This is a genomic window from Kineococcus siccus (genome assembly GCF_009906795.1).
GTDB lineage: Bacteria > Actinomycetota > Actinomycetes > Actinomycetales > Kineococcaceae > Kineococcus > Kineococcus siccus.
In genome coordinates, this window is the sequence record NZ_JAAALN010000139.1 from 1 (window position 1) to 11,371 (window position 11,371).

General features: G+C 76.9%; 12 protein-coding genes. 8 read left to right on the forward strand and 4 right to left on the reverse strand.

The features are described from left to right. Positions 1–681, reverse strand: a 681-nt coding sequence (gene nucS, locus GTR02_RS14815; protein ID WP_166608267.1) for an endonuclease NucS, incomplete at its 3' end; no start/stop codon positions are given. A gap of 251 nt (positions 682–932) precedes the next feature. On the opposite strand from nucS, the gene GTR02_RS14820 reads away from it, so the two are divergent. From GTR02_RS14820 to GTR02_RS14830, 3 genes are all read left to right on the forward strand, one after another. Next, positions 933–1,235, forward strand: a complete 303-nt coding sequence (locus GTR02_RS14820; RefSeq protein WP_205709331.1) for a hypothetical protein — start codon at positions 933–935, stop codon at positions 1,233–1,235. A gap of 83 nt (positions 1,236–1,318) precedes the next feature. Beyond that, positions 1,319–2,440, forward strand: coding sequence for a threonine aldolase family protein (locus GTR02_RS14825; RefSeq protein ID WP_338073829.1), 1,122 nt, complete (start codon positions 1,319–1,321; stop codon positions 2,438–2,440). Continuing rightward, complete coding sequence (locus tag GTR02_RS14830; RefSeq protein WP_338073830.1) at positions 2,437–3,189, forward strand: alpha/beta hydrolase; 753 nt, start codon at positions 2,437–2,439, stop codon at positions 3,187–3,189. The genes GTR02_RS14825 and GTR02_RS14830 overlap by 4 nt, the downstream gene beginning before the upstream one ends. 30 nt (positions 3,190–3,219) lie before the next feature. Here GTR02_RS14830 and GTR02_RS14835 read toward each other — a convergent pair whose 3' ends face one another. Next, positions 3,220–4,371, reverse strand: a complete 1,152-nt coding sequence (locus GTR02_RS14835; RefSeq protein WP_166608269.1) for a coiled-coil domain-containing protein — start codon at positions 4,369–4,371, stop codon at positions 3,220–3,222. Between the two features lie 114 nt (positions 4,372–4,485). Here GTR02_RS14835 and GTR02_RS14840 point away from each other — a divergent pair, with 114 nt between their 5' ends. Further along, positions 4,486–4,824 (forward strand): thiamine-binding protein, encoded by a 339-nt coding sequence (locus GTR02_RS14840; RefSeq protein WP_166608270.1) that lies wholly within the window; start codon positions 4,486–4,488, stop codon positions 4,822–4,824. Between the two features lie 36 nt (positions 4,825–4,860). Here the strand turns inward: GTR02_RS14840 and GTR02_RS14845 are convergent, their stop codons facing one another. Continuing rightward, positions 4,861–5,301, reverse strand: a complete 441-nt coding sequence (locus GTR02_RS14845; protein WP_166608271.1) for a DoxX family protein — start codon at positions 5,299–5,301, stop codon at positions 4,861–4,863. A gap of 251 nt (positions 5,302–5,552) precedes the next feature. Between GTR02_RS14845 and GTR02_RS14850 the strand changes: the two genes are divergently transcribed. The 4 genes from GTR02_RS14850 (at position 5,553) to GTR02_RS14865 (ending at position 9,713) form a co-directional block, all read left to right on the forward strand. Continuing rightward, positions 5,553–6,185 carry a hypothetical protein gene (locus tag GTR02_RS14850; protein ID WP_166608272.1) on the forward strand — a complete coding sequence of 211 codons (633 nt, stop codon included), beginning with the start codon at positions 5,553–5,555 and terminating at the stop codon, positions 6,183–6,185. Continuing rightward, positions 6,182–7,207, forward strand: a complete 1,026-nt coding sequence (locus tag GTR02_RS14855; protein WP_166608273.1) for a DUF8094 domain-containing protein — start codon at positions 6,182–6,184, stop codon at positions 7,205–7,207. The genes GTR02_RS14850 and GTR02_RS14855 overlap by 4 nt, the downstream gene beginning before the upstream one ends. A gap of 13 nt (positions 7,208–7,220) precedes the next feature. Beyond that, on the forward strand, positions 7,221–8,183 hold the full coding sequence (locus GTR02_RS14860; RefSeq protein WP_166608274.1) for a co-chaperone YbbN: 963 nt from the start codon (positions 7,221–7,223) through the stop codon (positions 8,181–8,183). Positions 8,184–8,273: 90 nt separating this feature from the next. After that, positions 8,274–9,713: an Nramp family divalent metal transporter gene (locus GTR02_RS14865; protein WP_166608275.1), complete on the forward strand. Its 1,440-nt coding sequence runs from the start codon at positions 8,274–8,276 to the stop codon at positions 9,711–9,713. A 14-nt stretch (positions 9,714–9,727) separates the two neighbouring features. Here the strand turns inward: GTR02_RS14865 and GTR02_RS14870 are convergent, their stop codons facing one another. Further along, positions 9,728–11,341, reverse strand: coding sequence for an ABC-F family ATP-binding cassette domain-containing protein (locus GTR02_RS14870; RefSeq protein WP_166608276.1), 1,614 nt, complete (start codon positions 11,339–11,341; stop codon positions 9,728–9,730). Positions 11,342–11,371 lie beyond the last annotated feature (30 nt).

The window sequence follows — 11,371 nt, forward strand, 5'->3', positions numbered from 1 at the left end:
GCTCCCCGCCACCCCCCGGCCCCGCAAGGCGTCGTAGTCGAGGGTCACGCAGCGGATGCCGCGGTCGGTGGCCAGGACGCGGGCCTGCGGCTTGATCTCCTGGGCGGCGAAGACGCCGGCCACGGGGCTCAGGTGCGGGTCCCGGTTGAGCAGTTCCAGGTAGCGCGTGAGCTGCTCGACGCCGTCGATGTCGCCCCGTCGCTTGAGCTCGACCGCCACGGTGGCGCCGCGGGCGTCGCGCGCCAGGATGTCGACCGGCCCGATCGCCGTCATGTACTCGCGGCGCACCAGCCGGTAGCCGTCGCCGAGCGTCTCGATGTGCTCGGCCAGCAGCTTCTGCAGGTGCGCCTCGACGCCGTCCTTGACGAGCCCCGGGTCGACGCCGAGGTCGTGGGCGGTGTCGGAGAGCACCTCGTGGATCGACACCACGAGCTGGTCGTCGCTCTTGAGGTGCTGGACCGTCCACGTCTCGACGACGCCGTCGGGGGCGTCCGCCCCGGCCGGGGTGACGGTCAGCCGCGCGGGCGGGCTCATCCAGTTCAGCGGCTTGTACGAGCCCCCGTCGGAGTGCACGAGCACGCTGCCGTCGGCCTTCACCAGCAGCAGCCGCGTGGCCGGCGGCAGGTGCGCCGACAGGCGTCCCGCGTAGTCGACGGAGCAGCGGGCGATCACCAGGCGCACGACCAGGGAGCTTAGGCGCTGCGCGGGCTCCGCCCCGCCACCTGTCACCCGTCCGTGGTCTCCGAACCACCCGCTGTCAGGGCGATCCGCCGTCCGGATGAGCACCGTGTAACGAAAGGCGCCCGGGCCGCGAAGGGACAGCGGACCGGGCGCGGCCACGGTGGTGTGGAGGGGACTCCGCCGCGGCACGCGCCCGGTACGACGCCGGGGCCGTCGGTGCCCGGGAGGCCGTCCCGGCCTGACCCGGCAGGATGGTCCCCGTGCCGCGCTCCCACCGACGCCGTCCCGACCCGCCGCCGCGGGGCCTGCTGGGCGCCGGCGTGGACCGCAGCGTGTCGGGGCCCGACGGCGACTGGGTCGTCCGGGAGCTGCGCGGGGCCACCTCGACCAAGACCTACCGCTGCCCGGGGTGCGCCCAGGACATCCCGCCCGGCGTGCCGCACCTCGTCGTCTGGCCCTCGCGCGGGACGTTCAGCGCGGGCGACGGCGCCTCCGAGCGCCGCCACTGGCACCGCGCCTGCTTCTCCGCCCGGGGCCGTCGCGGCACCTGGTGACCGGCCGGGGCCACCACCCCGCGAGGCGCGCGCGCCGGGCACCTGAGCACCCCCGTGTCGCCGCCGGTGGGTACGGTCGCGGGGTGTCGACCACCCTTCCCACCTCCGCCGTCGCGGCGCCCGCGCCCGGCCTGCGCCGCCACGACGCCGGCGTCCGCGGGTTCGCCAGCGACAACGCCTCGGGCATGCACCCCGACGTCCTCGCCGCGCTCGTCGCCGCCAACGGCGGCCACGTCGGCAGCTACGGGGGGGACCCGTACACGGGCGCCCTCGAGGCCGTGCTGCGCGAGCACTTCGGCCCGGACGCCGAGTCGTTCCCCGTGCTGACGGGCACGGGCGCGAACGTCGTGGCGCTGCAGGCCCTGACGCAGCGCTGGGAGTCGGTGCTGGTCTCCTCCGACGCGCACGTCCTGCTCGACGAGGGCGGCGCCCCCGAGCACGTGGCGGGCACCAAGCTCATCCCGCTCCCGAGCCCGGACGGCCTGCTCGACCCGGCCGACCTCGAGCGCGCCGTCGAGGCCGCGCAGAGCCCGATGGCCGCGCCCGTCGGGGCGCTGAGCCTGACCCAGAGCACCGAGCTGGGCACCTGCTACTCCGTCGAGCACCTCACCCAGCTGTGCCGCACGGCCCACCGCCTGGGGCTGCGCGTGCACGTCGACGGAGCCCGCCTCGCCAACGCGGCGGCCTCGCTCGGCACGGGGCTCGGGGACATCACCACGGCCGTGGGCGTGGACGCCGTGTCGCTGGGCGGCACCAAGAACGGCGGTGCGATCGCAGAGGTCGTCGTCGTGACCGCCCCCGGCGCCGCACCGGGCGTCGGGCGGCTGCGCAAGCAGTCGCTGCAGCTGACGTCGAAGGCGCGCTTCGTGTCGGCGCAGCTGCTGGCCCTGCTCGAGGGCGACCTCTGGCGGCGCAACGCCGAGCACGCCAACGCGTGCGCGGCCCGGCTCGCGGCGGGGGTGCGGGCGCTCGAGGGCGCGCGGCTGACCCGCCCCGTGCAGGCCAACGGCGTCTTCGCGGAGCTGCCCACCGCCGTGGCGGCGCGCGCCGCGGCCCGCGTGCCCTTCCACGTCTGGGACGCCCACCGCGCCCCCGGCACCGTCGAGGTGCGGTGGGTGTGCAGCTTCGACACCGAGGCGGGCGACGTCGACGCCCTGCTCGCCGTGCTGGGCGAGGAGCTCGCGGCGTCCCGGGGCGGCGCGTGAGCGAGGAGGCAGGCCGTCCGGACGGTGCGGGCCCGGACGGGGACGTCATCCGGGCCGCGACCGTGCTGCCCGCGCGGCGCAGCGACGTCGAGCTGCACACCGCCGACGGCGTGACGCTGGTCGGGGAGCTGGCGCTGCCCGCCGACCGGGACCCGGTCGCGACGCTCGTCACCCTGCACCCGCTCCCCACGGCGGGCGGGTTCATGGACAGCCACGTGCTGCGCAAGGCGAGCTACCGGCTGCCCGCGCTGGCCGACCTCGCGGTCCTGCGGTTCAACACCCGCGGCACCTCGAGCCCGCGCGGCACGAGCGGCGGGACGTTCGACGCCGGCGGCGCCGAGCGGTTCGACGTCGCGGCTGCGCTGGAGTTCGCGGAGTTCTCCGAGCTGCCCCACGTCTGGCTGCTGGGCTGGTCGTTCGGCACCGACCTCGCGCTCGTGCACGGCCGAGACCCGCTGGTCGAGGGCCTGCTCCTGCTGTCGCCGCCGCTGCGCTGGTCGCGGCCCGAGGACCTCGTCGCGTGGGGGGAGTCCGGGCGCCCGGTGACGGCGCTCGTGCCGGAGTTCGACGACTTCCTGCGCCCGGCCGAGGCCCGGGAGCGGTTCAAGCTGCTGCCGCAGGCCGAGGTCGTCGCCGTCGAGGGCGCCAAGCACCTGTGGGTGGGCGAGGCGTCCGTGCGGCGCGTGCTCGACGAGGTCGTCGCCCGGGTCAACCCCGCGCGCGCCCCGCTGCCGACCCGCTGGCCCTGAGCGGCGGCGGGGCGGTCGCGGTCGCCCGGCTCAGCTGCCGGTGGCCGCGGGCTGGGCCGACGCGTCGTCCTGCGCGAGCGCGTCGTCCGCCGCCGGCCCGCCCTCGGTGAGGTCGACGACGTCGGGCTGCGCCGCGCGGCCGCCCGCGGGGGCCGGGTCGGCGCCGAGGCCCAGCAGCCCGCGCAGGTCGTCCAGCTGCCCCGTGATCTGGTCGCGCTGGTGCATCAGCTCGTCCACCTCGGCCTGCGCGCCGGTGCGGCTGCGCTCGGCCTGCTCGCGGGAGGAGTCGAGCATCTGCTGCGCCCGGGCGCGGGCGTCGGCGAGGAGCTCGTCGGCCTCGCGGCGGGCGGTCTCGGCCCGCACGGCCGCCTGGGCCACCGCGTCCTGGCGGATCGACTCGGCCTGCTCGATGGCGTCCTTCGCCCGCTCCTCCGCGTCGGCGGCGCGCTGCTCGGCCTCGGCGATGCGCGCGGACGTGCGCGCCGAGGCGACCTCGAGGCGCTGGCGGTCCTCCTCGGCGGCCCGCTCGCGCGCCGCGGCCAGCGCCAGCTCCTGCTCACGCACGGCGGTCTCGGCGCCCGAGCGCAGCTCCAGCACCTCCCGCTCGACCTGCGCGCGCAGCGCGGCCACCTGGCGCTCGGTCGAGGCCAGGGCCTCCGCGCACTCGTGCTCGGTGGCGAGCCGCACCTGCTCGGCCGCGCGGTCGGCGGCGGCCGTCCGCTCGGCCGCGCCGCGCTGCGCGGACTCCACGACGGCACCGGCCTCGGCCTGGGCGCGCGTCACGATCTCCTGCGCGTCGCGGGCGGCCTCCGCCGTGCGGCGGCGGGCGTCCTCGACGGCCTGCGAGATCGTCTGCGCCGCCTCGGTGCGGGCCTCTTCGCGCAGCCGGTCCGCGTCGCGGCGGGCTGAGCGGAGGATCTCGCCGGACTGGTCCTCGGCGAGGCGGAGGAGCTTCTCCATGCGCGCGCCGAGGCCCGAGTAGCTCGGCCGCTCGTGCTCGCGCAGTTCGCGCTGCGCCTGGCTGAGCTCGCCGGCCACGCGCAGGGCGCGGGCGTCGGACTCCTCCACGCGGGCGCGCGCCTCGCGCAGGTCCGCCTCGAGGCTGCTCAGTCGGGCTTCGACCTGGGCGCGGTCGAAGCCGCGGACGACGATGCTGAAGGCGTCGTGGGAGTCGCTGGACACGGTCGGACCTCCGGGGCCGCGGGGGAGTGCGTCGGGAGCAGCGTAGTGCGGTGGGGGCCCCCGGCCCGGGGGACACGACACGCGCAGTGACGACAGACGCTCTAGCGTGGCGGCGTGCTGATCGCCTTCTCCGTCTCCCCGTCCGGCGGCCCGGCCGGTGAGGGTGCGCCCGACTCGGTGGCCGCGGCCGTCGCGGACGCCGTCCTCGTCGTGCGCTCCTCCGGCCTGCCGCACCGCACCGACTCCATGTTCACCACGGTCGAGGGGGAGTGGGAGGAGTGCATGGACGTCGTGCGCCGCGCCTGCGAGGCCGTCGGCCGGCACGGGCCGCGCGTGTCCCTCGTCCTGAAGGCCGACATCCGTCCCGGCCACTCCGGCGAGCTGACCGGCAAGGTCGACCGCCTCGAGGCGGCCGTCGAGCGCGCCCAGGGCGAGGCCGGCCGCGGGCAGTGACGCCCGCCGCGGGGCCGCACCCCGGGCGCGGTGCCGTCAGCGGCGACCCGCGTCGGCGGACAGGCGTCCCGCGCCGGTGAGGGCCAGCGTGAGCCCCGCGGCGGCCAGCAGGATCGCGTTCTCCCCGTTGACCTGACCGTCGACCAGGAAGCCGTCGGGCCGGTGCACGAGCAGCCACACTAGGCTCATCTGGACCAGGACGAGGGCGCCCGCGATCCGCGTGAGCAGGCCGAGGACCAGCAGCGCCCCCAGGCCGACCTCGCCGGCGATGAGCAGCCAGCCGGCGACTTCGGGGGCGGGCACGCCGAGGCCGCCCGCCGCCCCGACCACGCCCGAGGGGTCGCTGAGCTTGGGGATGCCGTGCACGAGCAGGAGCGCACCGGCGACGAGGCGGAGCAGCAGCAGTCCCACGGAGGTCGCACCGTCGGTGCGGGTGGCGGTGAGGGTGCCGGAGCGGGCGGTGGCGGACGTGGTCATCGGTCGGGTCCTCTGCGTCGGGGGTCGGGGTCCGGGCGGACCCGTCGGCGAGCTGGCACGGCCGTGCATCGCCTCCGGCGGGCCCGTCGACGGTCCGCGGGTGCGGCCGGCGTCGGTTGAGGAGGCAACCACGGACGACGGTACCCAGGCGCGACGGACGGCGGAACCCGTCGCCGGGCGTGGTTAGGGTGTCCTCCGACACACGCTCCGCTGACCGCCCGGTGGAGTGCTCACGAGGAGCGGAGGACGACGTGAAGCGTGTGCTGGCCTGGTTCCTGCTGCTCGCCGGCCTCGGCTGCGCCGTCGCCGGCACGCTGCTGCTGACCGTGCTCGCCCCGCCCCGCCAGCTCGACGTCACCGAGAGCGCCCCCGAGCCGGGCACGGCCGTGGTCACCGCGCCGGGGCTGCTGGAGCTGACCGGGCCGCAGGCCGCGCTGCGCGCCAGCGGCACCCCGCAGCAGCAGGTCTTCCTGGGCGTCGCCCGGGCCGCCGACGTCGCGGCCTGGCTCGGTGACGCCTCGCGGACGGAGCTCACGGGCGTGCGCGGGGAGCTCGAGAGCCCGTCCTTCACCACGCGCGAGACGCCGGGCGCCGCCGCCGTCGACCCCCGGACCGCGGACATCTGGCTGGCCAGCGCCTCCGGGGCCGGCACGGCGGAGCTCGACTGGCCCCGGACCGCGAGCGCGGACGTGGAGGGCGGCGTCGTCGCCCTCGCGGCGACCGACGGCACGGCCGCGGCGCCGGGCACGGTCTCCATCACCTGGCAGCTGCAGGGCGAGCAGGCCGAGCACCCCTCCGCGGTGCCGCTCGTCGCCGCCGGGGCGGGCGCGCTGCTGCTGGGCGCCGTCGGCCTGCTGCTCACCGGACGGAAGGGCACCCCGTGACGCGACCGGACGACCTCGCGGGCGCCGGGCGGCGGCGCACCGGGTGGCGGGCGGGCGCCGGCCTGGCGGCCGGTGCCGTGCTCCTGGCCGGGTGCGCCGCCGTGCCGCCCGTGCCGGCGCCCGCGACGCCCTCGGCCACGCCCGTCGTGGTCGAGCCCGCGCAGGCCGCCCGCATCGTCACGGCGGCCTCCGACGCCCTGCGCGCGGCCGACACCGCGGGCGACCCGGCCCTGCTGGCGCAGCGCGTGACCGGGCCGGAGAAGGACCTGCGGACGGCGGCGTTCGCGGTCCGCGCCAAGGGCGCGCAGCCCGCCGGCACGGGCGCGGCCGACGAGCTGGACCCCCTGACCTCGATGCTGCCGCGGCAGGAGGGCTGGCCGCGCTTCTTCCTGACCGTGACCGACCCCGGCGCGGACGAGAAGCCGTCGCTCGTCGTGCTGCGCTCGGACAGCGCGCGGGAGCCCTACCGCATCTGGGGCACCCCGTCGCTGCTGCCGGGCGTCAGCCTGCCAGCCGTGGACGCCCCGTCCGCGGGCGTCGAGGTCGTCGCCCCGGACGAGGACACGAACCTGGTGGCCGCCCCGCAGGCCGTGGCCGACCGCTACGCCGACGTCCTGACGAAGGGCGGCGCGAGCGGGTTCGCGGCCCAGTTCGCCGACGACCCCTACCGCAGCGAGGTGACCGCGTCGGTGGCCGCGCAGACGGCGGCGCTCAGCGCCTCGGGGGGCACCCTGACCCAGCAGCACACCGTGCAGCCGGGCTCCGTGATCGCCGTCCGCACGCGCGACGGCGGCGCGCTCGTCGTGGCCGCGCTGCGCTGGGAGAGCACCTCGACGGGGCCCGCGGGCGGGCGCAGCGGCACCCTCGACCCGGTGCTGGCGGCCCTGGCCGGGCGCGAGCGGGCGACGTCGGCGACCGTCGTGCGCGAGGAGGTGCTGGCCTTCGCCGTCCCGCCCACCGACGGCGGTCCCGTGCGGGTCCTGGCGGCCGAGAGCGGTCCCGTCTCGGTCACGGCTGCGTGAGAAGCTGAGCGTCATGACGCAGCCCACGCCTCCCGGCGCGAACCTCAACCTGCGCGGAGCGGTCGACCTCGGGGCGCTCGCCGCCCGCAACTCCCGCCGCGAGGAGGTGGCCCGCCGCGCGGCCACCGACCCCGCCGCGGTCGCCCCCACGTCGCCCTACGCCGTCGACGTCACCGAGGAGACGTTCGCCGACGTCGTCCAGCAGTCGCTCGAGGTCCCGGTCGTCGTCGACCTGTGGGCCGAGGGCTACGACACGGGCGCCGACGCGCTGCAGACGCTGGCGACCGAGCTCGGCGGCCGGATCCTCCTCGCGCGCATCGACGCGCAGGCGAACCCCTCGCTCGCCCAGTCCCTCGTGCAGTCCCTGCAGGCCCAGGCGATCCCGCTCGTGGCCGCGGTGATCAAGGGCCAGCCGATCCCCCTGTTCACGGGCAGCTACCCGCCGCTCGAGGAGGTGCGGGGCGTGCTGGAGGAGCTGCTGCGGGTCGCGGAGGCCAACGGGGTCACGGGCCGGCTCGCACCCGTCGCCGCGGAGGCCGCGGCCGAGCCGGCCGCGCCCCCGGTGCCGCCGCTGCACGCCGAGGCGCAGGCCGCCCTCGCGGCGGGCGACCTCAAGGGGGCCGCCGCCGCCTACCAGCGCGCCGTCGCGCAGGACCCGCGCGACGCCGACGCGACGGCGGGGCTGGCCCGCGTGGGCGTCCTGCGCCGCGTCGAGGGCGTCTCGCTCGAGCAGGCCCGCGCCGCGGCCGCCGCGGCGCCCGGCGACGTCGCCGCCCAGGTCGTCGTCGCGGACCTCGACCTCGTCGGGGGCCACGTCGAGGACGCCTTCGCGCGGCTGCTGCGCATCGTCTCCACGACCGCCGGCGAGGACCGCGACACCGCCCGCACCCACCTGCTCGAGCTGTTCGCGGTCGTCGGCAGCGACGACCCCCGCGTCACGACGGCCCGCGCCGCGCTGTCCCGCGCCTTGTTCTGACGGACCCGGCGTTCCAGCGGGCCCGGCGCGATGTCCTGCGCTGCTTGCGGTCTCGTTGACACCCGTCGTCGGGCTCCCTAGCGTCACCGCATGCAGCGTCGCACTCCTCCCGCCGGCGAGTCGGCCGCGGAGGCCTTCCCCACCACGTGGCACCCGCGACCGGAGGTGCGGGACCTGCCGGACGCCCCGGTCGCCTACCGCCGCCTGATCGGCCCCGGCATCGTCGCCGCCGGGGTCGGCCTGGCGTCCGGGGAGTTCATCCTCTTCCCCTACATCGCGAGCCAGGTCGGCCTGGTCTTCGTGTGGGCGGCGCTCGTGGGCCTGCTCACCCAGTACTTCATCAACCTCGAGATCGAGCGCTACACGCTGGCCACCGGTGAGACCGCGCTCACCGGCTTCAGCCGCTTCTGGCGGCACTGGGGCCTGTTCTTCGCCGTCCTCGCCTACTTCGCGAACCTCTGGCCGGGCTGGGTGACCAGCAGCGCCACCCTGGTCTCCTACCTCGTCGGCGGCACACCGGCCTACATCGCCATCGGCATGCTCGTCGCCATCGGGCTGATCCTCACCCTCGCCCCGGTCGTGTACGTGGCCCTCGAGCGGGCCCAGATGCTCAAGGTCGCCGCCGTCGTGCTGCTGTTCGTGGTCGGCGGGATCGTGGCCGTGGGCGCCTCCGCGTGGGCGGACGCGCCGCAGATCGTCACGCGGCCCGACATCCCCGTGGAGCAGCTCGGCTTCGCGACCCTGCTCGGCGCGCTGGCCTTCGCCGGTGCGGGGGGCGGGCAGAACCTGGTGCAGTCGAACTGGATGCGGGACAAGGGCTTCGGGATGGGCGAGTACGTGCCCCGCCTGGTCAGCCCGATCACCGGCGAGCCGGAGGCCAAGCCGTCGACCGGCTACATCTTCGAGCCGACCCCGGCGAACCTGTCCCGCTGGAAGGGGTGGTGGCGCTTCGCCAACGTCGAGCAGCTCTGCACGTTCGTGCTCATCACGTTCTTCACGATCCTGTTCACCTCGCTGCTGGCCTACTCCACCGTGTTCGGCGCCCCGGGCCTGGCCAACGACATCAGCTTCATCAAGACCGAGGGGGAGGTGCTCGGCGAGCGGGTCGGCTCGTGGTTCACGTACTTCTTCTGGGCCGTCGGTGCCTTCTCCCTCTTCGCCGCGGCGCTGGGGATCGTCGACTACACCAGCCGGCTGGCCGCCGACGTGCTCAAGACCAGCTACGCCCGCGGGGCCGACGAGTCGAAGGTGTACGCCGGTCTGGTCTGGGGGCTCGTGGGCATCGGCGTCGCCGTCCTGCTCGCGGGGTTCGACCAGCCGATCGTGCTGCTGATCATCGCGGCCGTCGTCGGCGGCTTCATGATGTTCGTCTACTCCGGTCTGCTGATCCTCATCAACCGCAGGATCCTGCCGGCGCCGATCCGGATCCGCGGGTTCCGGCTCGCGGCGATGATCTGGGCGATCGCGCTGTTCGGGAGCCTGTCCTTCCTCACTCTCCGCGACCGGATCGGCGCGCTCCTCGGCGGCTGAGCGCAGGACGGGCCCTAGGGCCGCCGGGTCGCCGCAGGCGCGAGCGCCAGCTCGGCGCCGCGCCAGCGGCGGCGGAACCACCGGTCGTGGCTGACGACGACGACCGCACCCGGGAAGCCGTCGACGGCCGCCTCCAGCTCCTCGACCAGGCGCGGGGCGAGGTGGTTGGTCGGCTCGTCCAGCAGCAGGACGTCGGCCGCTTCCGCGAGCACGCGGGCCAGGTCCAGGCGCCGGCGGCCCCCGGTCGACAGCGCCGCGACGGGCTGCGCCAGCTGCTCGGGGGTGAACAGCCCGAGCGCCAGCAGCCGCGCGATCTCCTCCTCGGGTGCGGCGCCGTGACCGGCCGCGAAGGCCCGCAGGACCGTGCGCCCGGGCGGGTGCGGGGACGGGTCCTGCCGGAGCAGGCCGACGGCGCCCTCGCGGCGCACGCTCCCCGCCGCGGGCGCCAGCACCCCGGCGAGGACGTCGAGCAGGGTCGACTTCCCGGCCCCGTTGGGACCGGTCACGAGCAACCGGTCGCCGGCCCCGAGCCGGACGCCGGTGGGGGCCAGCCGCCCGGGGACCGCCACCCCGTCGGCCACCAGGAGCAGGCCGCCCGCCGGTGCCGGCCCCGGGCGGGGCGGGGGCGGGGTGAAGCGCAGGGGTTCGGGCGGCAGCGGCGCGGGGTCCGCCTCGAGCCGGCGCACCTTCTCGGCCACGGCGCGCACGCGGCCCGCGACGGCTTCCTGCACGCGGCCCGTCTTGAAGTCGTAGCCCAGCTTGTCGCCGTCGCGGCGCTCGCGGTCGGGCGCGACGCGCCGGGCGACGGCGTCACCGCTGGTGCGCAGCCGCTGCAGCTCCTCCTCCCAGGCCGCCCGCTCCGCGAGCGCGCGGCGCCGCTCGGCCGCCGTGGCCCGCAGGTAGTCGCCGTAGCCGCCGGGGTAGCGCGTGACGGCGTGGCGGTCGCCGTCGACCTCGAGCAGCTCGGTGGCGACCTCGTCGAGGAACGTGCGGTCGTGCGTGACGACGACGGTCGTGCCGCGCCGGGCCCGCAGGTCGCGCTCGAGCCAGGCGGCCGCGTCGGCGTCGAGGTGGTTGGTCGGCTCGTCCAGCAGCAGGACCGCAGGGTCCGCGGCCAGCAGGGCGGCGAGGTGCCAGCGGGAGCGCTCGCCGCCCGACAGCGAGGCGAGGGTCCGCTCCCGCGGCAGGTCCCCGACCCCGAGCGCCTGGGCCGCGGCCGCGACCCGCGCGTCGGCCTCGTAGCCGCCGCGCGCCTCGAAGTCGGACAGCACCTCGCCGTACTCGGCCAGCAGGGGCTCCAGGTCGGCCCCGGGCGCGGCCATCGCCGCCTCCAGCTGCGTCATGCGGCGCTGCCGGGCGCGCAGGTCGGCGAGGGCGTCGTCGACGAGCTCCGTGAGGGTCCAGCTCAGCGGGGCGGGGGAGTCCTGCGGCAGGTAGCCCGTCGCGCCCGCCGGCGCGACGACCGTGCCCTCGTCGGGCTCCTCGACGCCGGCCAGGAGCCGCAGCAGCGTCGACTTGCCCGAGCCGTTCTCGCCGATGACGCCCGTCACGACGCCTGGGGCCAGGGCGAGGCTGACGTCGAGCAGGACGTGGCGGTGGGCGTAGCCCTTGGCGACCCCGAGCAGCACGGGCGAGGGAGGTGCGTCCGTGTCCTCGGA